This is a genomic window from Pseudarthrobacter sp. SSS035, assembly GCF_023273875.1.
Taxonomy (GTDB): domain Bacteria; phylum Actinomycetota; class Actinomycetes; order Actinomycetales; family Micrococcaceae; genus Arthrobacter.
Genome location: NZ_CP096882.1, coordinates 4,078,639 through 4,103,595, shown reverse-complemented (window position 1 = coordinate 4,103,595; position 24,957 = coordinate 4,078,639). Strand labels below are relative to the sequence as shown.

The following is a 24,957-nucleotide window of genomic DNA, read 5'->3' as shown; positions in this document are numbered from 1 at the left end:
GCCGCCTTCGAAAAGGTGGCCACCCGCCGTCGTGCAGAAGGTGCGCAAGGCGAGGGGCGGTGTTATCCGGCAGCGCGCGTAAAAGGGGCCCCGCGCCGCGAGCAGCTACTCAGCTGCCAACATCGCGCGGGGAATAGCGCGCCGAGGATGACGCCGTCCGGCGCCCCACAGCGCCGCCAGGCGCCCCAATAAAGCGAGTTACCAGCCGCGCTCGGAGAGGCGGTGCGGCTGCGGGATCTCGTCGACGTTGATGCCCACCATGGCTTCGCCGAGGCCGCGGGAGGCCTTGGCGATGACGTCGGGGTCATCGAAGAACGTGGTGGCCTTGACCACGGCAGCGGCGCGCTGGGCCGGGTTGCCGGACTTGAAGATGCCGGAACCGACGAACACGCCGTCGGCGCCGAGCTGCATCATCATCGCAGCGTCGGCCGGGGTGGCGATGCCGCCCGCGGTGAACAGCACCACGGGGAGCTTGCCGGCGGCGGCAACTTCCTTGACCAGTTCGTACGGGGCCTGCAGTTCCTTGGCCGCGACGTAGAGCTCGTCCTTGGGCAGGGCGGCAAGCTTGGCGATCTCGGCGCGGATCTGGCGCATGTGTCCGGTGGCGTTGGAGACGTCGCCGGTGCCGGCCTCACCCTTGGAACGGATCATGGCCGCGCCTTCGTTGATGCGGCGCAGCGCCTCACCAAGGTTCGTGGCGCCACAGACGAAGGGAACCTTGAAGTTCCACTTGTCGATGTGGTGGACGTAGTCGGCCGGGGTCAGGACCTCGGACTCGTCAATGTAGTCCACGCCCAACGACTGCAGGACCTGGGCCTCCACGAAGTGGCCGATCCGGGCCTTGGCCATGACCGGGACGGACACGGCTGCGATGATCTTGTCGATCATGTCCGGGTCCGACATGCGGGACACGCCGCCCTGGGCACGGATATCAGCCGGAACGCGTTCCAGCGCCATCACTGCAACGGCACCGGCGTCTTCGGCGATGCGGGCCTGTTCAACGTTGACGACGTCCATGATGACGCCGCCCTTGAGCATCTCAGCCATGCCGCGCTTGACGCGGTTGCTGCCCGTGACGCTGTTCGCGGACGAACCGGCTTCGCTGCTTACATCAGGTGTAGACACAAAAACCCCTATGGGTAGATAGATGATCTTCGCCGGGCGTGAGGGCGGCAAGAAACCGAAAGTACACGCACCGGGTTGCCGGATCCATTGACCGGGCAGTCACAATACTAGTCCCACGGCAGGCGGCGGGCTTAATCAGGCTTAATCCGAGGCGGCGGACTCCGCAAAGGCCTGGCGATGGACGGTGGCTACGCGCTGGATGATCGTGATGAGGCTGGCCAGGGCCAGGAGTCCAAGCGTCACCAGAAGAACCACCGGGGGCAATCCCAGGCCGGTAAATCCGGTGACCACCAGCACCGAAACCAGTCTCTCGGCGCGCTCCGCGATGCCCACATTCGCCGTGAAGCCAAGGGATTCGGCCTTGGACCGCGCATACGAGACCACCATGCCCAAAACGAGGCACAGCATGGCGGCGACGGCGATGGCGTATTCGTCGCCCCCGGTGAAGAACCAGATGGCCACACCCGCGAACAGTGCGCCGTCGGCGATCCTGTCCAGGGTGGAGTCCAGGAAGTTTCCCCAGCGGCCGCCGGTGTCCCGTAGCCGGGCCATAATGCCGTCAAGCACGTCCGAGAAAATGAACGCGGTAATGAACAGGGTCCCCCACCAGAGCTGGCCGAGGGGGTAGAAGACCAACGCACCCACCACCACGCCGGCGGTTCCGATGACCGTCACAGCATCAGGGGAAACCCCGATTTTCAGGAGCCAGCGCGCAAGCGGAGTGAAAAGCGCGGTGAAAAACCCGCGCGCATGCCTATTCAGCATCCGTCTCCCCGGGCCAGGCCTCTGCAACCTGCTGGCGGACTTCATCCAGGGTCTGCGTGATGGCCTTGGTCTGGGCAATGATGGGGAAGAAGTTGCCGTCCCCGCCCCAGCGCGGCACGATGTGCTGGTGCAGGTGCGCGGCGATTCCTGCCCCGCCCACTACGCCCTGGTTCATGCCGAGGTTGAACCCGCCCGGGTTCGCCACCTTGCGCAGGACCCGCATGGCCGTCTGGGTAATCTCCGCAAATTCCGCAGTCTCCTCCGCCGTCAGGTCCGTGTAGTCCGGGACATGCCGGTACGGGCAGACCAGGAGGTGCCCCGGATTGTAGGGAAACAGGTTGAGGACCACGTAACAGGTCTTCCCCCGGTAGACGATCAAGGCTTCCTCGTCAGTCCGGCTCGGACCCACGCAGAAGGGACAGTCGTTCTCGTTCTTGAACTGGTGCTGACCGCCCTTAATGTAGGCCATCCGGTGCGGAGTCCACAGGCGCTGGAAAGCATCCGGCACGCCCGCGAGCTCAAAGTCATCTGTCACGCCGGCATCCCCTGGATAGCCTGCGCCTGTGTTCTCCTGCACCGTGTTCTTATCCGTTTCCGCTAGCTGGTCCGGTTACGGACGGCTTCCGTGATCCGCTTGACGGCCTCGGCCACCGGGACGCCGTTGTCCTGGCTGCCGTCTCGGAAACGGAAGGACACCGCGCCGGCCTCAGCGTCGTCGCCGCCGGCGATCAGGACAAACGGGATCTTGTCCTTGCTGGCGGTGCGGATCTTCTTGGGGAACCTGTCCGAGGACGTATCCACCTCGGCACGGATGCCCGCCGCCTTGAGCTGGTCAACGACGTCGAACATGTACTCGTTGAACGTTTCGGCGACCGGGATGCCCACCACCTGCACGGGGGAAAGCCACGCGGGGAACGCGCCGGCGTAGTGCTCGGTGAGCACACCCATGAACCGCTCGATGGAACCGAAGAGCGCACGGTGGATCATCACAGGACGCTGGCGTGTGCCGTCGGCTGCCTGGAATTCCAGCTCGAAGCGTTCCGGGAGGTTGAAGTCCAGCTGGATGGTGGACATCTGCCAGGTTCGCCCGAGTGCATCCTTGGTCTGGACGGAGATCTTCGGGCCGTAGAAGGCCGCCCCGCCCGGATCCGCGACGAGTTCCAGGCCGGATTCCTCAGCCACTTCGGCGAGTGTCCGGGTGGCTTCTTCCCAGGCTGCGTCTTCGCCGACGTACTTCTCCGGGTCCTTGGTGGACAGCTCCAGGTAGAAGTCGTTCAGGCCGTAGTCCTTCAGCAGGTCGAGCACGAACTTCAGGGTCTTGGTGAGTTCGTCCTTCATCTGCTCGCGGGTGCAGTAGATGTGGGCGTCGTCCTGTGTCATGCCGCGGACCCGGGTCAGGCCGTGTACCACGCCGGACTTTTCGTACCGGTACACCGAACCGAATTCGAAGAGACGCAGGGGCAGTTCGCGGTAGGACCGTCCACGCGAGCGGAAGATCAGGTTGTGCATGGGGCAGTTCATCGGCTTCAGGTAGTAGTCCTGGCCGGGCTTGCGCACGGTGCCGTCCTCGTTGAGTTCCGCGTCCACGTGCATGGCCGGGAACATGCCCTCCTTGTACCAGTCCAGGTGGCCCGAGACTTCGTAGAGGTGGCCCTTGGTGATGTGGGGCGTGTAGACGAACTCGTAGCCAGCATCGACGTGGCGCTGGCGGGAGTAGTCCTCCATCTCCTTGCGGATGATGCCGCCCTTGGGGTGGAACACCGGCAGGCCGGAGCCCAGCTCGTCGGGGAAGGAGAACAGGTCAAGTTCGACGCCGAGCTTGCGGTGGTCGCGCCGCTCAGCCTCGGCGATGCGCTCCTGGTAGGCCTTGAGCGCGTCCTTGGTGGGCCAGGCGGTGCCGTAGATGCGCTGCAGCTGCTGGTTCTTCTGGTTGCCCAGCCAGTACGCGGAGGAGGACCGGGTCAGGGCGAAGGCGTTGGAGATGAGCTTGGTGTTGGGCAGGTGCGGGCCGCGGCAGAGGTCGCACCAGACCGTGGTGCCCTCTTTGCGCTCGACATTGTTGTAGATGGTGATGTCGCCGGCGCCGACCTCGACGTTGACGCCCTCGCCGGCTTCGGCGGCGTTGTTCTTCTTGCCCAGGAGTTCGAGCTTGTAGGGCTCGTTCTTCATGGCCTCGCGGGCCTCGTCCTCGCTGACCACGCGGCGGACGAACTTCTGGTTCTGGTTGACGATCTTGAGCATCATCTTCTCGAGGGTCTTGAGGTCCTCGGGGGTGAACGGTTCTGCGACGTCGAAGTCGAAGTAGAAGCCGTCGGTGATGTACGGGCCGATGCCCAGCTTGGCGTCCGGACGCAGCTGCTGCACGGCCTGGGCCATGACGTGGGCGGTGGAGTGGCGGAGGACGTCCAGGCCGTCCGGGGAATCGATGGTGACGCCCTCGATCTCGGCGCCCTCGGGCAGCTCCTGGTCCAGGTCCTTCAGCTCGCCGTTGACGCGGGCAACAACAACATCGCGGCGCTCAAAGAAGAGTTCCGCACCGGTTGTCCCGGTAGTCACCTTGGTCTCTTCGCCATCGACGATGAGGGTGATCTGCTGGGCATCTGACACGGGTGTCTCCTATTCAAAGTTTTAGGCTTCATAGCTTGCGGCGTACGGGGACCACAGCCAGCCATCGTCAATGCTATCGGTTTCCCGGGAGGCCGACCAACGGGACCCGCGGCCGCTCAGCCGCCCATTCCGGTAATCGCCAGGCTTCGGCTGATCCCGTCCAAAGGATGCGGCACATCGGTGTTCTCCACCCGATCCGCCGCGAACGGCAGGGATTCCACCCTACTCAGGTCCCAGGCCATACTGGCGCTCAGGCTGATTCCCCGGGGACCTGTCCGCCGGGTGGTGCCCCGGATCAGCAGCAGCCTGGTGCCGAACAGCAGCAGCCCCGCCTGTTCCTGGGCTTCATGGAAGAACACGGAATCGACGCAGCCGGTGCCGTCGTCGATGCTGATGAACACCACCCGCCGGCCGCCGCGCATGGGCGGCGTCTGGGTGGCGATGCGCACCCCGGCCACCAGCACCTCGGTGCCGTTGCGCAGGCTCAACAGTTTGTCTGCAGTGGTGACCCCCAGCCGGTCCAGCATGGGCCGGTGGCTGTCCATCAGGTGCCCGCTGACATCTATGGCCATCAGGTCCAGTTCTGACCGGACGTTTTCCACCAGGGTGGGCGCGGGAAGCCCGGGCTTGACGTTCCGCAGCTCCACGTCCCCCAGCGGCAGGGACAGCTGCCCGTCCATGATGTCGATGCCCTTCCGGGTACCGCCCGCGGCCTGGAGCTGTTGCAGGTGCTGGACGAGGTCCGCGCGGTTGGCGGCGCCTCCCGATTCACGGTGCAGGGAGTCAAAGGCACCCAGCTGGGCGAGCCTTTTGATGCTTGGCTTGCTCAGCCTGGACCGGGCACGGAGGTCAGCCAGGGAGTCGTAGGGCTGGCCGGCGACAATCCGCTTGAGCTCGGTCCCGGACAGGCCATAGATGCCGTTAAGGCTCAGCCTGATCGCCAGCTTGCCGGCGTCCTGCCCGTCCGTCACCCGTTCCACCCGGTACTCGGCCTGGCTGCGGTTGATGTCCAGCGGCAGGATGGGGATGCCCAGCCTGCGGGCCTCGGCAACCAGCAGCCGTTTGGGGTACATGCCGGGATCGTGTTCCCACAGCCCGGCCAGGAAAGCCTCGGGGTGGTGGGTCTTGAGCCACGCGGACTGGTAGGTGGGAACGGCAAATGCCGCACCGTGCGCCTTGCAGAAGCCGAAGCTGCCAAAGGCTTTCAGGGTCCCCCAGACCTTGTCCACTACTTCCGGGGTGTACCCCTTGATCCGGGCCTCCTTTCGGAAGAACTCTTCCACTTTCAGCTCGTGGACCTCGTTGCCGAGCGCCCGGCGGAACTCATCCGCGCGCGCCAGGCCGCAGCCGGTCATCACGTGGAAGGTTTTCAGGATCTGCTCATGGAAAACAGTGACCCCATGCGTTTCCTGCAGCACGGGTTTCAGGTCGGGGTGCGGGTAGACCTCCGGTGCGAAGCCGTGCCGGTGCTCCAGGAAAGGCCGCACCATGTCCGATTTCATGGGGCCTGGCCGGAACAGCGAAATGTCGATGATGAGGTCATTGAACTCACGCGGCGCCAGCTTGCCGATCAGCTCCCGCTGGCCGGGCGACTCGATCTGGAAGCAGCCCAGGGTGTGGGTGCTGCGGATCAGTTCGTAGGTTGGTTCATCATCCAGCGGCACGGCGTTGAGGTCGATGTGGCCGTTCTCGGCGATGTAGTCCGGCCCGGTCCCGTCAGGACCTGCAGGGTGGGCCCCTGCCGCCACCACTTCCGCTTTGGAAGGATGGATCCGGATGACTTCCCGGACGGCAAACGCCATCGCGCTCTGCATCCTGACCCCCAGGACATCAAGCTTGAGCATGCCCATGGGATCCATGTCGTGTTTATCGAACTGGCTCATGGGCAGCCCCAGTCCGCTGGGCTGCACCGGGGTCCGGTCAAGCAGCGTGGCATCGCCCAGGATCACCCCGCAAGGGTGCATGGAAATATGGCGGGGCAGCCGGTCCAGCCGTTCCGTAAGGTCCACCAGCAGGTCAAGCTGCTGGTTTTCGGCGAAGTCCCGTTGTTCCACCCGGCCGGCGAACTCCCGCAACTCAGGTTTCTCAACCAGGGCCTCACGGAATTTCCGGGCCGAAAAACGCCACAGCTGCTTGGCGATCTCACCGACGTCGTCATCGTCCATCCCCAGGGCCATCCCGGCGTCGCGGACGGCACCGCGGGCGCGGTACCCGTTCTGCATGCTCATCAGCGTGACGCGCTCGGAACCGAAGCGGTCAAAGATCCGCCGGTACACGTTGTGCCGTTCGGCGCTTTCGACATCGATGTCGATATCCGGCAACGTGGCCCGGTCCCGGGACAGGAAGCGTTCGAAGATCAGGTCGTGTTGCAGGGGGTCCACCTGGCTGACATCAATCAGGTAGTTGACCAGGCTGGAGGCCCCGGAACCGCGGGCGGCTGCCCTTACCCCCATGTCCATGATCATCCGGGAGACCTCCGCGACCGTGAGGAAATAAGAGGAAAACCCGAGGTTCCTGATGATTCCCAGCTCGTGCTCCAGCCGCGAGCGCATGTCCTTGTGGGCTGAGCCTGATATTCCGGGGAAACGCCTGCTGATCCCGGCCTCACAGCGCTGCACCAGTTCAACGTGCGGGTCCTGGCTGATGCCAATGACCGATGCCTCGGGGACCACCGGCTGCTTCCAGCCCATGTCAGTCACCGGGTCAATCCGGCAGAAGTCGGCGAGCGCCTCGGTCTGTGCCATCAGCTGTTTGAGGTCCGCTGCGCCATACCCTGCGGCGCGGATGATTTCCTTGCCGAGCTGAAGCATCTGCGCTGATGATTTGAGCCAGGCCTGCCCGTTGGGCTGGAGCAGCGGTTCGGCCGCGAGTTCGGGGAGGGACTTCAGCGTCCGGGCGGAGTCGAGTACGTCAGCTGTGGCGGCCCCGTCCTCCGCGCAGTAGCGGACCGCGTTGGTGAGCACGGCCGGTACGTGGTGTTCTTCCGCGAGTTTGAGCATACGTACTGCGTGGGCGGTGCTCAGGGGCGCTCCGGGGGCAGTGAGCTGGGAAACGACTTCCGCCACCAGGGTTCTGGGGGGCATGGCGTCCAGCCAGCTTTTGAAAAGGGTGCGCGGACGGAGGTAGCGCCGGCCGCTCATGGCCCGTCCGACGTCGGAATCCGGGCCGATCAGGACCGTCAGGACCGGTTTCAGGGTTTTGGGGTCGAGCGTGCGGGAGGCGAGTTCGGCGCGGGTGACCGCCACGGGCACCGCTCCCCCGGCTTTGCCGGAGGTGCGGGCATGGGCATCGGACACCAGCCGGCACAGTGCGCGGTAGCCCGCCCCGTTGTTGTGGCCGCGGGCGAGCACCACTACCCTGCCGGCGAGCTGGGTGCGGTGGTCGCCGTCGTCGTCGAAAACCGCAAGGTCCACCCCCACGATGGGGTCGATGCCGGCTTCCATGCAGGCTTTGAGGTGTTTGATGGTGCCGTAGAGGCCGTCCCGGTCCGTGCACGCGAGCGCGGTTGCGCCGTCTGCGGCGGCAACCTGGGCCAGTTCGTCGGGCCAGGCAACGCCATAGTGTGCGCTGAAGGCCGTGGAAACGTGAAGGTGGGAGAAGCTCATGCTGTTTGCGGCCGGAGGGCGTCGTGGATCCGCAGGAGCCTCCAGCGGCCGCTGCCGGCATGCCTGCTCAGGTCCAGGGTGAGCGGCTCCCCTGCATCCCGGGGGCCGGCACTCCGCGGGTCCGCCTGCACTTGGACGCGCCAGATTTCGTGGTCCACCAGCCCCGGCCCGCTGCCGAGCGGCGCACGGCGTTCCTCGGCCCACCACTGCCGGCGTTCATACCACCGGACGGGCTCGGCGCACACCGTGTAGTGCCGTCCGGCCCACTGGAGGTTCAGCGGCTGGCCGGCGGGGGTGCAGACGACGTCCACGGACTCGCTGAACATACCCATGGGCGCCTCCCGGAACTGAACGGAGCTGATGCAAAATGCTGATGCAAAAGCAAGGTATTCGAATACATGTTCGAATACCTTGAGTCTACGACGACGCTCCGACAAAACCTAGACAGGGGTGGACGGACGGGCAGCAGGGAGGCAGGATTGTGGCATGAGCACCAATGACGCACTCCTCAAGCACGTAAGCATCAAGGCCCAGGACGAAAAGCTCGTGGCAACCTTTGATATCGACGGCAACATACCGGGGGCAGGTGCGTACGTAGTGGGACTGGTGGCGGCGAGCCCTGATTACTCATCGCAAAGACGTTTGGGCATTGAGTTCATGAACGGGGAGGCCATTGCCTTCTACTCGTTCAGCCATGACCAGAGCGCCGAGGAAAACTATGACCTTGGCGGCGTGACGCACTCGGGCAGCACCATCACCGGCAACTTCCCCGTCGCGGCCGTCCATGGCCTGGGCAAGGGCCACATCATGTCGGCCTTCAGCGAGGCTGACGGCCGGGAGTTCCAGTCGGGCGTCGCCGTCGACGAAGCGCTCTAGGTCGACGAAACGCTCTAAGTCGACGAAACGCTCTAGGGAACACCGCGGCAGGTGCTGCCGGAACCGTGTCCGGACAGCACCTGCGCAGCGTCAGCTGCTTTCTCTGTGGACCTTCATTTCGAGTTTGATGAACCCCGAGATCATGGCCCGGTAAGTTGATTCCACAATGTCCGGATCAATGTCCTTCTTTTTCGCGGCGGCCCGGACATGCTCGATCACCCGTTCCACCCGGCCGGGGGCGCGGACTTCAGCGTCGTCCCCCTTCAGGGTTCCGGCGATCCGGATCAGGCGTTCACGCCGCGCAATGAGGGTGACAATCTGCTCGTCAACTTCGTCTACCGCAATCCGAACGGCAGCGAGCTGTTCTTTGTCGGCCAAAGCGTCCCTATCGTTTCCTTGAATTGTTGCCATCTTCTGACAGTATCGAAGCATGCAGCCCAGAGTCGACTTCATCTCACTAGGCGTTCGCAGTGTTGACGCCTCCCGCCGGTTCTACGCGGAGGGCCTCGGCTGGCCTGTCCACCGCGAGTTTCCCGGTGATGTGGTGTTCATCCAGGTCAACCACGGCCTCATCCTTTCCCTGTGGGACGCCGCGCAGATGCACGCCGAGGCGGGGGTAGGTGTCCCCGGCCCGGTCCCCTGCATCACGCTCAGCCACAACCTGCCCAGCACCGAGGCGGTGGACCGGGTCATGGCGGAAGCGGCATCGGCCGGGGCCACTATCGTCGCCGCGCCGGTCACCCAGCCCTGGGGCGGGTACAGCGGCTATTTCGCCGATCCGGACGGCTTCCGCTGGGAAGTTGCCTACAACCCCACGTGGACAGTGGACGACGCCGGCAAGGTCACCGTTTAGGGGCATGCCGCCCCGGGTGCCGGTTTAGAACAAGGCTTCCACCGGCCGGATCAGTTCCGGGGAGTTGTTGCGTACGTTGCCCACCTCGGTGCCGACCGAATCCACATGCCAGTCGGCCGCGACTTCCTTCACGTGGGCCCGGACCAGGTCCACGAGGAAGGCGGCGTCATCGATCTGCGGATCAAGCCACGACGCCATGGTTGCGCGGTCCATGGGCAGCGGCACCCGGTCATGCAACTCCGTGAGCTTGCCGAACACCGTGGACTCGGTACCCGGGGGCGGGGTGTCTGCGGTCAGGATGGAGGTGGACAGCATCCAGCGGCCGGGATCGCCCTCGGCCTTGGACGGATCCTTCCACCACTCGTACAGGCCCGCGAACACCAGCCCGCTGCTTTTCCCTGGGTGGACGTAGTAGGGCTGCTTGGCCTTCCCTGTCCCCTGCTTCCATTCGTAATACCCGTCGGCCGGCACAGCGCAGCGCCGTGACTTCACAGCCTTGCGGAAGGCGGGCTTCTCCAGCACAGTCTCGCTCCGGGCGTTGATCATCTTGGGGCCGATACCCGGATCCTTGGCCCAGGACGGAACCAGGCCCCAGCGGGCCACATGCAACTGGCGCACAGTGTTGTCCTCGATCAGCCGTTCCAGGACGATGGGCACGCCGTCCGTGGGCGCCACATTCCATGACGGGGGAAGGTGCACTTCCTCTTCCAGCTGGGCATCAAATTCTGCCAGCAGGTCACCCACGGCCCGGGCCATCACATAGCGTCCACACATGGCTCCAGCATGCCATCAGCGTTATGTACTGTCATCCGGCACCGCATCCGCCGGGCCAGCGCGGGGAATAGCCCGCCCCGGGTTACCGTTGACGGGAACGAAACCCCTCAACGATTATCAGGAGAACTCCGTGGACTTTACCCCCGAGAACGGCACCATCACCATGTTTTCCACCACCTGGTGCGGCTACTGCAACCGGCTCAAGAAGCAGCTGGACGCGCAGGGCATCGGCTACACGGAAATCAACATCGAAGAGGTGGAGGGCACAGCCGACCTCGTGGAGAAGCTCAACGGCGGCAACCGCACCGTCCCCACCGTGCTCTTCCCGGACGGCACCGCCGCCACCAACCCCTCCGCTGCCGAGGTAAAGAGCCGCCTCGCAGCCTGACCACGGCAGCTCATGTGGTAGACAGAACGGGACCAACATCCGTGTTGGTCCCGTTCTGTCTATCTGCATTGAGGGAGCCTTTCGTGGTCCATAAAGTCAAAGGTGTCGTAGCCCGCTCCAAAGGGGCCCCGGTCACTCTGGAGACCATCCTGGTCCCGGAACCGGGCCCGGGCGAGGCCCTGGTGGACATCATCACCAGCGGCGTCTGCCACACCGACCTGCACTACAAACTGGGCGGCATCAGCGATGACTTCCCGTTCCTCCTGGGCCACGAGGCCACCGGAGTGGTCAGCGCCGTGGGCCCCGACGTCACGGACGTCGCCCCGGGCGACCGCGTGGTGCTCAACTGGCGGGCCGTCTGCGGCAACTGCCGCGCGTGCAACCGCGGCCAGGCACAGTACTGCTTCAACACCCACAACGCCACCCAGAAGATGACGCTTGAGGACGGCACCGAACTGTCCGCCGCCCTGGGCATCGGCGCGTTCATCGAAAAGACCCTCGTGGCCGCCGGCCAGTGCACCAAGGTGGATCCCGACGCCGATGCTGCCGCCATCGGCCTGCTCGGCTGCGGCGTCATGGCCGGACTGGGCGCCGCCATCAACACCGGCGGCGTCAAGCGCGGCGATACGGTCGCCGTCATCGGCTGCGGCGGTGTGGGAGTGGCCGCCATCGCCGGCGCCGCGCTCGCCGGCGCAACCACCATCATCGCCGTCGACATCGACGCGAAAAAGCTGGACCGGGCCAAGGGCCTCGGCGCCACCCACACCGTGGACTCCTCCGCCACGGACCCGGTGGAGAAAATCCGGGAACTCACCGGCGGCTTCGGCGCTGACGTGGTGATTGACGCCGTCGGACGCCCCGAAACCTACAAGCAGGCGTTCTACGCCCGCGACCTCGCCGGCACCGTGGTGCTGGTGGGCGTCCCGACGCCGGAGATGACCCTGGAACTGCCACTGCTGGACGTCTTCGGCCGCGGCGGCTCGCTGAAGTCCTCCTGGTACGGTGACTGCCTGCCGTCCCGGGACTTCCCCATGCTGATCAGCCTCTACAAGCAGGGCAAGCTGGACCTGGATGCGTTCGTGACCGAGCGGATCACCATCGACCAGGTGGAGGAAGCGTTTGAGAAGATGCACTCCGGTTCCGTGCTGCGCTCGGTGGTGGAACTGTGAGCCTCCGGATCGAGCGGCTCGTCACGTCCGGGACATTCTCGCTCGACGGCGGCACCTGGGATGTGGACAACAACGTCTGGATCGTGGGCAACGATGAGGAATGCGTGGTGATCGACCCCGCGCACGACGCCAAGGCCGTTGCCGGCGCCGTCGGTGGCCGGAAGCTCAAGGCGATCCTGCTGACCCACGGCCACGACGACCACATCCGTTCAGTAGGTGACTTCTGGGACCTCGTCCAGGCCCCGATCCACCTCCACCGGGACGACTGGATGCTGTGGCACAGCGTCTTCCCTGACGTGGAACCCGATGTCGCCATCAAGCACGGCGACGTCATTGAGGTGGCGGGGGCCAGCCTGACGGCCCTGCACACGCCCGGGCACTCGCCCGGCTCGGTGTCCTTCCACCTGGCTGACGGGCCCGACGGCGAGGGCTCGCTCTTCAGCGGGGACACCCTGTTCCAGGGCGGCCCCGGCGCCACGGGCAGGTCTTACAGCGATTTCCCCACCATCATCGAGTCGATCCGGACGTGGCTGCTCCCGCTCCCGGCCGAAACGGTGGTCCGGACCGGCCACGGCGACAGCACCACCATCGGAGCCGAAGCCCCGCACCTGGACGAATGGATCGCCCGGGGCCACTAAGAGCCCCGGCCGGCCCGGCAAGCGCGGGCTACGCCTCCCGAGTATCCAAACCTGCATAGCTGCTGAAGTCGGCATGCTGGAGGGAGGCGTGGCCCGCGTACGCGGCAATAACGGCGTCTTCAACATCCTGGACCGTGAGGCCGGGCACCAGATCGTTGGCCGCGCCGGCGGTGGCCGGGTCCCAATCCAGGCCCAGGGCTGCATAGCTGTCCATCAGGACGCTGCGGATGGGGGCGGAATTTTCCACCACGATCACGGAACTGAACAGCCACCCGCCGCTCACCACGCGCTGCGCTGTGCCCACAAGTTTGATCCGGTGCGCCGGGTCGGCCGGGTGGGTGCCGTGAACGCTGAACTCCCCGGGGCAGTACTCCCCCGGAATTTCGCCAACCGCTGCCTGCACACCGACGTCCCGCAGGGACTGCGCCAGGAGCTCACCAAAGAAGCTGAACCGGCCCTTGGAACCGGCAATGGCGTCCGCATGGGGCATGACGTGGTCCACCACCAGCGTGCCCTCGTGGTAGGCGGCGGCGCGTCCGCCGGCCTTCCGCACCAGGGGTTCAAATCCGTGCTCGCGGCAGGCCCGGGCGGCCGCGTCGAAGCCGGGCAGGCGGGTATCCCGCTGGCCGAAGGCAACAGTGGGCGCGGGCCGGTACAGCCGCAGCGTGGGGCCGATCCTGCCGGTCTTCGCCTGGGTCAGCAGTTCGAGGCCGAATTCCAGGTCACGTGCGGCGCCGAGGGAATGATCCTGCCGCACCACAGTGAGCGTCCGGAGTCCCGCTTCGGCGTCCTGCATATTGCTAAGCTCCCTTATGGTCATATTGCAATTCCTTGTCGTCGCGGCTGCGTTCGCGGTCATCGACGCCGTCTGGCTCAAGCTCATGAACCCGTTCTACCGCAGCCACATCGGTGACCTGCTCGCAGACAAGCCACACTTAGGTTACGCCGTGGCTTTCTATGTCATGTACATAGCGGGGATTGTCTTCTTTGCGCTGCGGCCGGCGCTCGACGGCGGCAGCTGGCTGACCGCCGTCGGCTATGGGGCCGCCCTGGGCGCCTTTGCGTATGCGACGTACGACCTCACGAATGCCGCCACGCTCAAGACATGGCCGCTGCAGCTTATTGTCGTGGACATCCTGTGGGGTGCCGCCCTGACGGGCCTGTCCACCCTGGCTGGGTGGCTGGTGTTCCGCTCCACCTGACATCCAGCGGAGTATTACTGCACCGTCCCCCATCGGGTGGCTAAACTCAGGAACTGGGCCCACCCGCTACTCCTCAGAAGAGGTAATCCACTGATACGCGTCATTAGCTACAACCTCCGCAAGCACCAGGCCAGTGGGGAACTGGTTGATCTTGCCCAGAATTTCGGCGTCGATGCCCTGTGCCTCCAGGAGTGTGACACCTCGGACCTGCCTGACTCGCTGGGTCCGCTGCAGCTCGCCGACTCCACCAAGGGCAACCGCCTGGGGCTGGCCATCTACTACCGGCCCGACCGGTTCACTGCCCACGGCACCAAGACCTTCGCACTCAAGAAGTCCCTGCACGACATGGTCCTGGCGCCCGCCCATGAGCGCCTTATCGGCACGCGCGTGCGGGACAACGAGACCGATCACGAACTGGTTATCGCCTCGTTCCACGCCGCTCCGCTGACCGCCACCAACTCGCTGCGGCGCAACCAGATCCACGCGGCCCACGCGGAACTCCTGGGTATGGGCACCGGCCTCATGACTCTGATGGTGGGTGACTTCAACTACCCCTTCTTCACCAAGAACCTCAACGAACACATGAAGAACACCGGCTACGAACTCTCCCTCAGTGACCGCAGGACCTACACCCGCTACAAAGTATTCAAGGGCCACTTCGACTTTGCCACGTCCCTGGGACTGAACATCGAGAATGTAGAAACCCTGCCCCGTGGCGCCTCCGACCACCTGCCGATCCTGGTGACCGCCGAATATGGCCAGGATTCGACGCCGTTCCAGGAGCCCCCCGCGTCCTGATTTCACCAATTTGGAGGCCCGAGTGCGGCACGACTGGATCAACAAGGCGCTACCGGGCGTTGGTGTTGCGCGTGGCTACAAACGGTCGTGGCTGAAGTCGGACCTGGTGGCCGGGGCGGCCTTGAGCGCAGCCCTGGTGCCGGCAGGGATGGCGTACGCCGAGGCCAGCGGGCTTCCTGCGGTGAACGGGCTGTACGCCTCCGTGGTGCCCATGATCTTCTATGCCGTGTTCGGGCCATCCCGGGTTGTCATTGTGGGGCCCGATTCAGCGTTGGCACCCATGATCGCGGCCGCCATCCTTCCGCTGGCCGGGCGGGATCCGGAGCAGGCGGTGGCCATGGCCGGAGTGCTGGCCATCCTGATCGGCGTCTTCCTGATAGCCGGCCGGATCTTCAAGCTGGGGTTTGTGACGGGATTGCTATCCCGGCCTATCCGCGTCGGATACCTGAACGGCATCGCATTGGCCGTCACGGTAAGCCAGCTTCCGCGGTTGCTGGGGATCGATGTCTCCGCCGATGGCGTCCTTAACCGCCTGACAGCCGTGGCCGGGGCGGTCTTCAGCGGCGGTATCAATCCCGTCGCCCTGGCTGTGGGTGCGGGCAGCGTGGCCGTCATTGTCGCCGGCCGCTTTCTTCCGTGGAAGGTGCCGAGCGTCCTGTTCGCGGTGGCCGGCTCCATCGCCGCAGTGGCCGTACTGGGCCTGGCCGGACAGCTGCCCATAGTGGGCGCCCTGCCGCAGGGACTCCCGGCCCCTGCGCTGGGCGGAATTGGCATGGACGACGTCCTGGCATTAGTGGGCCCTGCAGCAGGCATCGCGCTGATCGCTTTTGCGGACACCTCCACCTTGTCCAAGAGCCTCGCCGCGCGCCGCGGCGTGAGGGTCAACGGCAACGAGGAAATGGGGGCCCTGGGCATCGCCAACGTGGCAACGGGGGTGCTGGGCGGCTTTCCGGTGTGCGGAAGTTCCTCCCGCACCCCGATTGTGCTCGACGCCGGTGCGAAGACGCAGCTCAGCGGGGTGGTGGCAGCCTTGCTCGTGGTCGTTTTTATGGTCGTCGCACCGGGGCTGACTGCTTTCCTTCCCACCGCCACGCTCGCGGCCGTGGTGATCGTGGCGGCGTCTTCGCTGGTTGACGTCAAGACGCTGGTGCGCCTCGTCAGGATGAGCCGGATGGAGGCCCTCCTCCTGGTGGTTACGTTCCTGGGCGTCGCCTTTGTGGGGGTCCTGCCGGGCATTGCCGTGGCCATTGGCCTGTCCCTGCTGGCCTTTGTCCAGCGCGCCTGGGATCCGTACCGCACCGAGCTGGCGAGCCTGGCGGACGTTCCGGGCTTCCATGACCTTGACCGGCATCCCGAAGGCCGGCGGGTGGAGGGGCTGGTGATTGCCCGTTTCGATGCGCCGCTGTTCTTTGCCAACGGGGACGTTTTCGCCGAGCACATCCACGGCCTGGTGGACGCCGCACCCTGGCCGGTGAAATGGGTCATCGTGGCAGCCGAGCCGATCACCGGCCTGGATACCACGGCGCTGGATGAGCTCATCCAGCTCGACGACGAGCTGGCGAAGGACGGCATCAGCATGGTCTTCGCGGAAATGAAGGGACCGATCAAGGACCGCCTGATCCGGTTCGGGGCCAGCGCACGGTTCACAGCCGACCATTTCTTCCCCACCCTGGACAACGCGGTGCACAGCTACAAAAGCGTGACCGGCGCCGACTAGTCACAAAGGTCAGGTTGTCACAAAAGGTCGGGTAGTCACAGCGGTCCGGTAGTCACTGGCAAGGCCGTCAGGTCCGGCGAAGCGTCAGGATCTGTTCGGCGCGGCCGAACGGGCCCTGAAGATCGTGCAGGACGGTGGACGTGAGGCCAATCCCGTCGGTTCCGAAGGTGACGGCGTTGTCCAAGCCAAGCCATTCGCCCTCGGGCCTGCGGTACATGTGGATCTGCAGGTCCAGGTTGGGGAAGGCATAGCTGTCCTTGCCCGGCGGGACCCTGGCTGCGATCCCGTTGGCTGTGTCAACGAGGCCCATCAGGCGGGCCAGGTCGCCGCTGTCGGCTTTATCCGTCAGGGGGTGCTGCGTGCGGAGCCAGACGATGCCGGCGCCGGGCCGGTGGCCCTCGGCCACGCGCATCTCCAGGGACCGGATGTAGCCGCCTGGCCAGATGGCAGGGCCGTCGAGCGGTTTGCATTCATCCGGTGCCGGGATGGCGGTGTCCTCGACCGCGGCAACCGCGGCCGTGTCGCCGGTGATCATCCGCCATGCGGTGGCGCGGATGGCCACCCGCCCGTTGGCTACCAGTTCTGCCTGCAGGAGCTCGATGGTCCGGCCGGGGCGGAGTGTGGTGGTTTCGATGTGGAACCCGCCACCCGGGATCAGGCCCAGGATCTCGTAGCTCAGCCGGGCCATACGCATGTCGGCGCGGGGCTCGTGGCGCTCCAGGCTGTCCGCCATCAGGCCGGAAGCCGGCGCCATGTGCTGTTCGTGCTCGTTCCAGGCCCCCTGGGCGTGGATGGTGGAGCGGAAGCGCCCGCCGCCGAGCGACTGGTAGTAGTAGTCACCGTCGGCCAGTTCCGGGAGTGCAGCAGTCAACATTGACCCTTTCGCTTGTTCGTGTGCGGCTCAGCCCACCCTATCCGCATTGCCCGCCTCCGCCTGCTCGGCAGCGCTCCCCCTCGGCTGGCGCCGCCGTCGTACCAGCAGCCACGCGATAAGTCCGGCGGCCGCGACGGCCAGCACGGCAATTCCCCACGGGGACCCGGCAGCCAGCGCCAGCCACGCCTCCACGGCCGCGAGCCCGATGGTGGCATAGATCAAGGCCCAGAGGATGGAACCGGCGACGGCGGCGGGAAGGTAGCGCCGCAGCGGCATCTTCGCAGCACCGGCGGCGAGGTTGACGGCCGTCTGCAGGCCGATGGTCAGGAACGAAAGAGTTACGGCGAACGGTCCCCACCGGCGAACGAGCGCCTTCGCCTGGCCGGCGCGCTGGCCGTTCCAGGACGACGCGAACCGCGTGTGTTCCATCCCGGCTGCCGCTCCCCGGCCGATCCAGTAGGTCGCATTCACGCGCAGCATAACAATGGCAAACAGGCTGGCCGCCGCCACGCCGAAGGGCAGATCCAGGAACTGGTCCATGGGTCAGGCCGCGGGCTGCGGTCGGGCCCCGACGGCGGACTGCAGGTCCGCGAAGATGTGGCCGTTGAGCCGGAAGGCGTGGGCGGCGTGCGCGAGCACCTGCTCGGCCCGGTCCTTGTCCAGCGCCAGGGCGTCCAGCCGGAGCCGGTAGCCGTCCTTGTACTGCTTCATTTTCCCGATACCGGGAAAGAGGTAAAAGTTCAGGCCGTCGTCCGGGATCCCGTAGTGCCGCTGGACCAGGCGGTGGATAATCTGCCCGCCCGACAGGTCCCCGAGCAGCCGGACGTAGTGGTTGGCGAGCATAAACTCGGCACTGTGGTGTTCGCGGATCCGGGTGGCGTAGGCCGTGGTGGCCGGGACGGTGACAATCCGGCCGTCCGCCAGCCGGTCCTGCCAGCCGGCACCGTAATGGAACGCCATGTCCGCCTCGAGGGCAGGCATGCGTTCCAGGGCGGGGTCCAGGCACCCTGCCAGCAGCGGATCAGAACCGTACTCGGACCGCGCCACCGATTCCATGGCACCGTACACCGTGTAGAGCTGGGCAGTGAGGGCAGCGACGGCGGCCGCGTCCAGCCTGCCCTCGAGCAGGTCGCCCATGAACGGGGACGACTCAGCCTCTTCGTGGGCCGCACTGGTGGACTGTTTGAGCAACACGGAGAGCGGGCCGGTCATGTTCTTCCTCACGCGCAGCAGGGGGTCGGAACACCATTATGGCGCACCGCACTTAGGCAACCCTAATCTCGCCCTTCCAGCATGCGCGATCGCAGGTCCGGCCAAGATTTTGCGAAACCGGGATGGAGCTCCTTTGCGTCCACCTCGTCCAACCGAACCCACTGGAGTTCGAGACTTTCCGGATCGCTGATCACGGGCTCAAAAGGCGCGGTCACCAGCACCACAACGGTGGTGTAGGACCAGTAGCCGAAGTCCAGCACAGACGTGAAGAGGACGCTCACGTCCGCGGCCGGTACCGCGGCTTCCTCGTGCGCCTCGCGGAGGGCCCCGGTGACTGCGTCCTCGCCCTGGTGCAATGCTCCGCCGGGCAGTCCCCAGGTACCACCGTTATGGCTCCACAGCGCGCGGTGCTGCAGGAGAACGCCCTTGCCGGGGTCATAAGCCAGCACGCCGGCGGCACCGAACCTGCCCCAGAACTTGCCGCGGCCGCCCTCGACCCAGGCGTCACCGGGATCCTGCGGACCGGTCCGGACCGGCGGAATCGTGAGGTTCGCGTCAGGGGACGTGGCAGCCAAGGAGTGATCCATTCCTCCAGTCTGACAGGTGCCCGGTGGCCCGGACGCGCAGCCGCCCGCGGCTCGTCAGCCGGCTTGTCCCCCGTGACCGCGGTCGACGGCGAAATCACTGCCGGGGTACATCACGGTTTCGTGTCCGTCGTCAAAGCGGACCAGGTAGGGCGGATGACCTTCCTGACCACGGACTTCCACGATTACCCCGTGCCGGTCCGAAGATCCGACGGTCTTCCCCCGGACAATGATCCTGTCGCCCTGCGCTGCCTCCATGGCAATCACCTCCAAGCCCCAGAGTACGACTCAAGGGGACCAGGGAACAGGGGTCAGCCGTGTCCCTGGTCGCGGTTCCCGGAAATGCGCTGCAGGTCAGGTCCCTGAGACGCGACGAGCCGGGCAGCATGGCGCAGCGCGTCGTCGGGGTCCTGGCGCCAGCGGGTGATAACGACGTCGGCGCGCTGGCGCCCGCTTTCGCCCAGTCCCTGCAGCAACGGAACCACAACGTCGGCAATCAGGGGGTCCACCAGCTCACCGGTCTGCGCGGTTCTGATGAAGCCCTCCAGCCGGGTCAGGTCAGAGTGGCGAAGGAGGGCAACCTTGGACTGCAGCAGCACCACGGCGGCGAGCCGCCTCTCATAGACCGGCCGCCTGCCAGGACCGGGCCGGCCCCAGAGGAGGGATGCCAAAGCGGTCACTTCATCGTGGCCAAGGTCCTTGAACTTCCTGCTGGCGTCGCGGACGGTGCCGCGTACGGCTCCTACGGACGATCCGTAGGAGCCTAGGACACCGCCCACCCGGGACTCCACGTCCTCCGCCCGGTACCAGGCGCCCTCATTCTGCAGGGTGGCGTCGATGAAGCCGGCAGCGTCCTGCACGCGCCCGCTCACTGCACCCTCCCGCTCACGGCACTGGAAGTCACGGCACTGGAGTTCACGACATCTGGGTTCATGGCGCCGCTACCGTCCCTGCCGGCCGGCCGCGGCGTGGAGGATGCAGAACGGCGTCGACGGGCGGGCTTCGAGCCGTCCCTCCGCGATGGGGTCCCCGCACACGGCGCACGTGCCGTACGTGCCCGCTGCAATCCGCGCCAGGGCCGCATCCACCTGGTCAAGTCCCGCGCTGCTCTGTTTCAGGAGCGCCGAGGCCTGCGATAGCTCGAACGCAATGGTGGAACCCTCGGGGTCGTGCTCGTCATCCACGTTGGAATCCTGGCGGGCGGCGTTGGCCGACGAAATGTCCTCACGGAGGGCGGGGAGGAGCGCGAGTTTCCGGGTGCGCTCTTCTTCCAGCAGAACCCGGAACCGTTCAAAATCGGGCATGGGAAAAGCCTAGTGGTTTGGCTGCCGTCCCCCCGCAGGTCAGTACCAGTTGTTGGCCACGGAATGGTTCCACGCGCCGCACGGTGACCCGTAGCGGTCAGCGATATACGACAGGCCCCAATTGACCTGGGTCCGGTAGCTCGTGAGCCAGTCGCTGCCAGCGCTGGCATACTTGCTGGCCGGCAGCGACTGGGCGATGCCGTATGCGCCCGAGTACGGGTTGGTGGCGGTGGTCAGCCAGTTCGACTCCTTGGTCCACAGCGACGCCAGGCACGGAAACTGATCCTGGCCCCAGCCGTAGGCGCCCAGCTGCCCGGCTGCGTAGTTCTTGGCGCCCGCGGGGTCGTTCACAGCGCCTCCCGGAACGGAAGGCACGACGACGACGGGCGGCGGGACCGGCGTCGGGCTCGGGACTGGAGGCGGGGCGGGCACTCCCGGTACAGCAGGTGGGGCCGGCGCCGGTTTCTGTGCAGCGGCAAGGGCCGCCGCCTTGGCTGCCGCCTCCGCCTGTTGGCGCGCCTGTTCCTGCGCCGCGGCCCGCTTGGCGGCCTGCGCCGTTTCATACGCGGCCAACGCCACCTGGCCCTGCCGGAACTCCCCCTCCACCGCAGCCGTGGTGCCCTTGAGGGAGGCCAGCTGCGCGGTCAGTTCCTGGCCGTGCTCCTGCTGCTCCGCGATCTGCCGGGACATGGCCTGCTGGGCGGATTGGGCGGCGTCGAGCTTGGTTCTGGCTTCGCTGGACAGGCGCTCGCGTTCGGCCCTGGCCGCCTGCTCCTGATCGGCCAGGGCACGCGAAATGCGTTCGGCGCCTGCGGATTTGTTGACCAGGGCCGCAGTCTTATCGCTGACGATCTGGACGATATTCAGGCCTTGAATGCTGTTGTTCTGTACGGCGTCGAGGGCAACGAAGAAACCCATGTTGGTTCCACCAGTCTTGTACGACTGGGCCGCCAGGGCGCCGATTTCCTTCTTGTACTGTCCCAGTTCGGCCGCGGCGCGTGCCGTCTGGGCCGTGAGTGCGTCCACCGTGGAAGTGGCGGCCTGAAGTGCCGCTTCGGCCTTGGCATACTCCGCGGCGGACGTTACGGCCGCATTGCCCAGCGTCTCTGCTTCAGCCTGAAGTCCGCCCAGCAGCCCATTGATCCTGGCGACTTCTGCCGCTTTGCCAGCCTCGCTTTTCTTGGCGTTCTGCACGTCCTGCCACGAGGGATACCCGCCGGGCGGCGCGTCGTCTGCGGCATGCGAGGGAAGCAGCGCAGCCGACCCCACCAGGGCGACCGCCAGCAGGCCGGCGAGGGCGGGCAGCCGCATTTTTTGAACAATCCGGGACATAGTTGGTGAGCTTACCGGGCATATACGGATTACGGGGCCTGACCTGCAACATCGTTACCGAGGAGGGAGGGAATCCGAGATGAAGCACGGGTGGATTTCACGCCTACATTCCGTTACCGGAATGTGACATTGTCGATAACCGGAAGTTATGGTCAAACGGTGGCCCGGCTCAAGCCGGGACATTCCCGCCAGTATGCCGAGCCCTGCCGCTGACCGGGATCCAGTCGCTTTCCAGCTGGCAGGGACGGGGGAACCACGTTTCCACGGCTTTTCGAAGCCTTGGGGTTAAGTCGGTATCGCTCCGTCCCGTGCGGCGGCGCTACCGGCCGGGTATCTCCGACCCGAACCCGACAGCTCACCCCGCAGGCATGGGAGAGGCGATCAACCGTGTCCAAGAATTCCGCTGCCGCACGCCATCGTGCGGTTCCTGCCCGCTCCACCGTCCTTATTGGCCTGTCTACTGCGGCCACAACACACCCCCTGACGTTTGGCCGGCCGGCCCTGGTGGCTATTGCTGCATCCGGCCTGCTGTTCAGCATTGGCGTCCCGGCTCAGGCCGGCGTCCACGGCCCGGACAACTCCGGGACTGCCAACACCCAGGTCCAAACCAGTGCGGCGGCAGCGGCTCCGGCCGCTGTTCCTCCGGCTTCCGCTGCAGCAGCCCCCGCCGCGGCCACCGTCCACACAGTCGTTTCGGGTGACACGCTGGGCCAGATTTCCGCCACCAACGGCGTCCCGCTCAACGACGTCCTTGCTGCCAATGGACTCTCGCTGACCAGCATCATCTACCCCGGCGACCAGATCCGGATCCCCGGTGCCGGCTACACCGCACCGGCTCCCGCGGCGAAGGCCGCGGCGGCGCCGGCCTCTCCCACCAACACCGGCATCCGGCTGGCGGCAACGTCCGCACCGGCGGCCCAGGCACCGGCCGGCTCGCTCGGCGGGGCCATCCTGGCTTCCGCCAACTCCCAGCTCGGCATACAGCAGGACTGCACCGCCATGGTGGAGAAGGCGCTGCGCTCGGTGGGTAAGAGCGTGGGCGACCTGGCTCCCGGCCAGTTCTTCCAGTACGGCGCGGTGGTGGGCACACCTGCCGCGGGGGATCTGGTCATCACGGCCGGCCATGTGGGCGTCTACGCCGGCAACGGCCAGGTTGTCAGTGGCGGGGTGGACGGTTTCAAAACCGAAGTGCACTCCATCAGCTGGCTCGCCGGAGCGTCCTTCGTCCGCGTAGCGTGATCCGACCATGCCCGACGGCCGCGGGCGGCACCCAGCCCCGCGCCGCCGTCGTCCATCCCTGGTGTTCGCTCAGGTCCCGCAGAAGGTCCGGTAGCTCCCGAAGTCCTCAGGGGCGGGGCCGGCGTAGCGTTCCAGCCCGGGGCGCTGCGTGTACGGATCGGCCAGGACGTCCACCAACCGGTTGAAGGGGTCCAGGTCGCCCGCAATAGCAGCATCCAGAGCCTCTTCAACCAGGTGGTTCCTGGGGATGTAGACGGGGTTGGCCCGGTCCATCAGGTCCGTGTCCGGCGCCAGGGCAAGCCACCGTGCGGCCCAGGCGTCGTAGGCGCCCGGGTCCGCAAACATGGACCGCGCAGTTTCCGGGGTTCCGCGGGCCGCCGAGCCGAGGCTCCGGAAGAAGGAGGTGTAATCCACCTTGCCTTCCTGGAGCAGCGCCAACACGCCGTCCACCAGGGGCGACGCGACGTCGTCGTGCGTGTCCGGGCGCAGCCCAAGCTTGGACTTCATGCCGGCTGACCAGGCAGCACTGTACAGCGTGCGGAAGGCGCCGAGGGATTCCACCGCGAGCGCCACGGCCTGGTCCTGGTCTTCATGGAGCAGGGGCAGGAGTGCCTCGGCAAGCCGGGTGAGATTCCATTCGGCGATGACCGGCTGGTTGGCGTAGGCGTAGCGTCCGTCCGCGTCGATGGAGCTGTAGACCGCGCCGGGGTTGAAGGCGTCCATAAACGCGCAGGGACCGTAGTCGATGGTCTCGCCGGAGATGGCCATGTTGTCGGTGTTCATCACGCCGTGGACGAAGCCCACCAGCATCCATTGCGCCACCAGGGACGCCTGCGCGGCTATGACCGCCTCGAAGAACGCGAGATAGGGCTTGCCGGCGAGCGCCGCGTCCGGGTAATGGCGGCTGATGGCATGATCGGCCAGACGGCGCAGAAGGTCCGTCTCGCCGTTGACGCGGGCGAACTGGAAGCTGCCGACGCGCAGGTGGCTGCTCGCCACCCGGGTGAGCACGGCACCGGGCAGCATGGTTTCGCGGCGGACGGGCCGGCCGGTGGCCACCACGGCGAGGGACCTCGTGGTGGGGATGCCCATGGCATGCATGGCTTCGCTGACGATGTACTCGCGCAGCATGGGACCGACGACGGCGAGACCGTCACCTGCGCGGGCGAACGGTGTCCGGCCGGAGCCCTTGAGGTGGATGTCCCGAAGCTGCCCGTGGATGTCCGTGACCTCACCCAGCAGGAGGGCCCGCCCGTCGCCGAGCAGGGGTGAGTAGCCGCCGAACTGGTGCCCGGCATAGGCCTGGGCCACCGGCGTGGCACCTTCAGGAATCTGGTTGCCGATCAGCAGCCGCGTCCCCTCGGGCGTCCGCAGCGAGGACGGGTCCAAGCCCAGCTCGGTGGCCAACGGCTCGTTCAGGACCAGCAGGTGCGGGTCAGGTGCTTCTTCCGCCTGCCAGGGAACCGCCAGCTCCTCGAGTTCGCGCGCGAAACGCCCGTCGAACGTGAGTGTCCATGGGATTGCAGTGCTCATGGTTCAAGCCTACCCGCGCCGGAGGCGGCGTCGACGGCGTAAAATTTTGGGTACCGGTTCATCACTGCTCAGGGCAGTGACGGTCATGGGAAGGTCGCGGTCCTTATGGTCAAAAATCCGTTCGGGCATCATCAGCGCGAGGACGTAAAGGCTGCTGACGCAGCTAAGCGAACCCACCGGACCTGGCTGCGGCGGGAGGATGCGGGTTTTGAGCACGGGCGGAGCAGCCTGTTCCTCGTGGCTCATGATCTTCCCCAGCCTCCCACTGTGACCTGCATCCAGGGACATGAGGTCCGGGACGGGGAAACCACGTGCGACCACGGGCATCCAATCGGGTGACGGCAGCGGCCCCGGGCCGCTCA

Annotated in this window: 28 protein-coding genes and 1 riboswitch; of the genes, 9 read left to right on the top strand and 19 right to left on the bottom strand. The window is 66.1% G+C overall.

What is annotated here, in order from left to right:
• Positions 1-198: 198 nt before the first annotated feature.
• The 6 genes from pdxS to MUN23_RS19035 all read right to left on the bottom strand — a co-directional run bounded on the left by pdxS (position 199) and on the right by MUN23_RS19035 (position 8,434).
• Positions 199-1,125 (bottom strand): pyridoxal 5'-phosphate synthase lyase subunit PdxS, encoded by a 927-nt coding sequence (gene pdxS, locus MUN23_RS19060; protein WP_058932332.1) that lies wholly within the window; start codon positions 1,123-1,125, stop codon positions 199-201.
• A gap of 141 nt (positions 1,126-1,266) precedes the next feature.
• Positions 1,267-1,890 (bottom strand): phosphatidylinositol phosphate synthase, encoded by a 624-nt coding sequence (gene pgsA, locus MUN23_RS19055; RefSeq protein WP_248760422.1) that lies wholly within the window; start codon positions 1,888-1,890, stop codon positions 1,267-1,269.
• Positions 1,880-2,467 (bottom strand): HIT domain-containing protein, encoded by a 588-nt coding sequence (locus tag MUN23_RS19050; protein WP_248760420.1) that lies wholly within the window; start codon positions 2,465-2,467, stop codon positions 1,880-1,882. Before MUN23_RS19050 ends, pgsA begins: the two co-directional genes overlap by 11 nt.
• 20 nt (positions 2,468-2,487) lie before the next feature.
• Entirely contained in the window at positions 2,488-4,497 is a 2,010-nt protein-coding gene (gene thrS, locus MUN23_RS19045; protein WP_058932330.1) for a threonine--tRNA ligase, read from the bottom strand.
• 116 nt (positions 4,498-4,613) lie between these two features.
• The gene (locus MUN23_RS19040; protein WP_248760418.1) at positions 4,614-8,102 is read right to left on the bottom strand and encodes a DNA polymerase III subunit alpha; all 3,489 of its coding nucleotides are present in this window, start codon (positions 8,100-8,102) and stop codon (positions 4,614-4,616) included.
• On the bottom strand, positions 8,099-8,434 hold the full coding sequence (locus MUN23_RS19035; RefSeq protein ID WP_248760416.1) for a DUF6504 family protein: 336 nt from the start codon (positions 8,432-8,434) through the stop codon (positions 8,099-8,101). The genes MUN23_RS19040 and MUN23_RS19035 overlap by 4 nt, the downstream gene beginning before the upstream one ends.
• 154 nt (positions 8,435-8,588) lie before the next feature.
• On the opposite strand from MUN23_RS19035, the gene MUN23_RS19030 reads away from it, so the two are divergent.
• Positions 8,589-8,978, top strand: a complete 390-nt coding sequence (locus tag MUN23_RS19030) for a hypothetical protein (protein WP_056340376.1) — start codon at positions 8,589-8,591, stop codon at positions 8,976-8,978.
• Positions 8,979-9,068: 90 nt separating this feature from the next.
• On the opposite strand, the gene MUN23_RS19025 is transcribed toward MUN23_RS19030, so the two are convergent.
• Positions 9,069-9,389 (bottom strand): chorismate mutase, encoded by a 321-nt coding sequence (locus MUN23_RS19025; protein ID WP_058933088.1) that lies wholly within the window; start codon positions 9,387-9,389, stop codon positions 9,069-9,071.
• Between the two features lie 19 nt (positions 9,390-9,408).
• On the opposite strand from MUN23_RS19025, the gene MUN23_RS19020 reads away from it, so the two are divergent.
• Positions 9,409-9,831, top strand: a complete 423-nt coding sequence (locus MUN23_RS19020) for a VOC family protein (RefSeq protein ID WP_058932327.1) — start codon at positions 9,409-9,411, stop codon at positions 9,829-9,831.
• Positions 9,832-9,855: 24 nt separating this feature from the next.
• Here MUN23_RS19020 and MUN23_RS19015 read toward each other — a convergent pair whose 3' ends face one another.
• The gene (locus tag MUN23_RS19015; RefSeq protein WP_248764144.1) at positions 9,856-10,587 is read right to left on the bottom strand and encodes an SOS response-associated peptidase; all 732 of its coding nucleotides are present in this window, start codon (positions 10,585-10,587) and stop codon (positions 9,856-9,858) included.
• Positions 10,588-10,735: 148 nt separating this feature from the next.
• Between MUN23_RS19015 and MUN23_RS19010 the strand changes: the two genes are divergently transcribed.
• The 3 genes from MUN23_RS19010 to MUN23_RS19000 all read left to right on the top strand — a co-directional run bounded on the left by MUN23_RS19010 (position 10,736) and on the right by MUN23_RS19000 (position 12,800).
• Positions 10,736-10,993: a mycoredoxin gene (locus MUN23_RS19010; RefSeq protein WP_056340387.1), complete on the top strand. Its 258-nt coding sequence runs from the start codon at positions 10,736-10,738 to the stop codon at positions 10,991-10,993.
• An 83-nt stretch (positions 10,994-11,076) separates the two neighbouring features.
• Entirely contained in the window at positions 11,077-12,162 is a 1,086-nt protein-coding gene (locus MUN23_RS19005; RefSeq protein ID WP_056340389.1) for an S-(hydroxymethyl)mycothiol dehydrogenase, read from the top strand.
• Positions 12,159-12,800, top strand: a complete 642-nt coding sequence (locus tag MUN23_RS19000; RefSeq protein ID WP_248760414.1) for an MBL fold metallo-hydrolase — start codon at positions 12,159-12,161, stop codon at positions 12,798-12,800. Before MUN23_RS19005 ends, MUN23_RS19000 begins: the two co-directional genes overlap by 4 nt.
• A gap of 28 nt (positions 12,801-12,828) precedes the next feature.
• Here MUN23_RS19000 and MUN23_RS18995 read toward each other — a convergent pair whose 3' ends face one another.
• Complete coding sequence (locus MUN23_RS18995) at positions 12,829-13,620, bottom strand: biotin/lipoate A/B protein ligase family protein (protein WP_371875937.1); 792 nt, start codon at positions 13,618-13,620, stop codon at positions 12,829-12,831.
• Between MUN23_RS18995 and MUN23_RS18990 the strand changes: the two genes are divergently transcribed.
• The 3 genes from MUN23_RS18990 to MUN23_RS18980 all read left to right on the top strand — a co-directional run bounded on the left by MUN23_RS18990 (position 13,613) and on the right by MUN23_RS18980 (position 16,517).
• Positions 13,613-14,002: a DUF2177 family protein gene (locus tag MUN23_RS18990; RefSeq protein ID WP_111907731.1), complete on the top strand. Its 390-nt coding sequence runs from the start codon at positions 13,613-13,615 to the stop codon at positions 14,000-14,002. The two genes, MUN23_RS18995 and MUN23_RS18990, sit on opposite strands and share 8 nt — an antisense overlap.
• Positions 14,003-14,095: 93 nt before the next feature.
• Positions 14,096-14,800, top strand: coding sequence for an endonuclease/exonuclease/phosphatase family protein (locus tag MUN23_RS18985; RefSeq protein ID WP_248764142.1), 705 nt, complete (start codon positions 14,096-14,098; stop codon positions 14,798-14,800).
• A 22-nt stretch (positions 14,801-14,822) separates the two neighbouring features.
• Complete coding sequence (locus MUN23_RS18980) at positions 14,823-16,517, top strand: SulP family inorganic anion transporter (RefSeq protein ID WP_248760412.1); 1,695 nt, start codon at positions 14,823-14,825, stop codon at positions 16,515-16,517.
• A gap of 67 nt (positions 16,518-16,584) precedes the next feature.
• Here the strand turns inward: MUN23_RS18980 and MUN23_RS18975 are convergent, their stop codons facing one another.
• The 8 genes from MUN23_RS18975 to MUN23_RS18940 all read right to left on the bottom strand — a co-directional run bounded on the left by MUN23_RS18975 (position 16,585) and on the right by MUN23_RS18940 (position 21,823).
• Entirely contained in the window at positions 16,585-17,388 is an 804-nt protein-coding gene (locus MUN23_RS18975; protein WP_248764141.1) for a thioesterase family protein, read from the bottom strand.
• Positions 17,389-17,418: 30 nt separating this feature from the next.
• The gene (locus MUN23_RS18970; RefSeq protein WP_248760411.1) at positions 17,419-17,931 is read right to left on the bottom strand and encodes a DedA family protein; all 513 of its coding nucleotides are present in this window, start codon (positions 17,929-17,931) and stop codon (positions 17,419-17,421) included.
• 3 nt (positions 17,932-17,934) lie between these two features.
• Positions 17,935-18,603: a heme oxygenase (biliverdin-producing) gene (locus MUN23_RS18965; protein ID WP_248760410.1), complete on the bottom strand. Its 669-nt coding sequence runs from the start codon at positions 18,601-18,603 to the stop codon at positions 17,935-17,937.
• Positions 18,604-18,665: 62 nt separating this feature from the next.
• A complete protein-coding gene (locus MUN23_RS18960) occupies positions 18,666-19,190 on the bottom strand; it encodes an NUDIX domain-containing protein (protein ID WP_248760409.1) in 525 nt (174 codons plus the stop codon).
• Positions 19,191-19,244: 54 nt separating this feature from the next.
• A complete protein-coding gene (locus MUN23_RS18955; RefSeq protein ID WP_248760408.1) occupies positions 19,245-19,445 on the bottom strand; it encodes a DUF1918 domain-containing protein in 201 nt (66 codons plus the stop codon).
• Positions 19,446-19,498: 53 nt separating this feature from the next.
• The gene (locus tag MUN23_RS18950) at positions 19,499-20,059 is read right to left on the bottom strand and encodes a DNA alkylation repair protein (RefSeq protein ID WP_248760407.1); all 561 of its coding nucleotides are present in this window, start codon (positions 20,057-20,059) and stop codon (positions 19,499-19,501) included.
• A gap of 69 nt (positions 20,060-20,128) precedes the next feature.
• The gene (locus MUN23_RS18945) at positions 20,129-20,491 is read right to left on the bottom strand and encodes a TraR/DksA C4-type zinc finger protein (protein WP_248760406.1); all 363 of its coding nucleotides are present in this window, start codon (positions 20,489-20,491) and stop codon (positions 20,129-20,131) included.
• A gap of 39 nt (positions 20,492-20,530) precedes the next feature.
• Positions 20,531-21,823 (bottom strand): lytic transglycosylase domain-containing protein, encoded by a 1,293-nt coding sequence (locus tag MUN23_RS18940; protein ID WP_248760405.1) that lies wholly within the window; start codon positions 21,821-21,823, stop codon positions 20,531-20,533.
• Positions 21,824-22,035: 212 nt separating this feature from the next.
• A riboswitch (cyclic di-AMP (ydaO/yuaA leader) is annotated at positions 22,036-22,207 on the top strand.
• 3 nt (positions 22,208-22,210) lie between these two features.
• On the opposite strand from MUN23_RS18940, the gene MUN23_RS18935 reads away from it, so the two are divergent.
• Positions 22,211-23,062 carry a LysM peptidoglycan-binding domain-containing protein gene (locus MUN23_RS18935; protein WP_248760404.1) on the top strand — a complete coding sequence of 284 codons (852 nt, stop codon included), beginning with the start codon at positions 22,211-22,213 and terminating at the stop codon, positions 23,060-23,062.
• Between the two features lie 69 nt (positions 23,063-23,131).
• On the opposite strand, the gene MUN23_RS18930 is transcribed toward MUN23_RS18935, so the two are convergent.
• Complete coding sequence (locus tag MUN23_RS18930; protein ID WP_248760403.1) at positions 23,132-24,595, bottom strand: YdiU family protein; 1,464 nt, start codon at positions 24,593-24,595, stop codon at positions 23,132-23,134.
• 9 nt (positions 24,596-24,604) lie between these two features.
• A complete protein-coding gene (locus MUN23_RS18925; protein WP_248760402.1) occupies positions 24,605-24,841 on the bottom strand; it encodes a hypothetical protein in 237 nt (78 codons plus the stop codon).
• Positions 24,842-24,957: the final 116 nt, after the last annotated feature.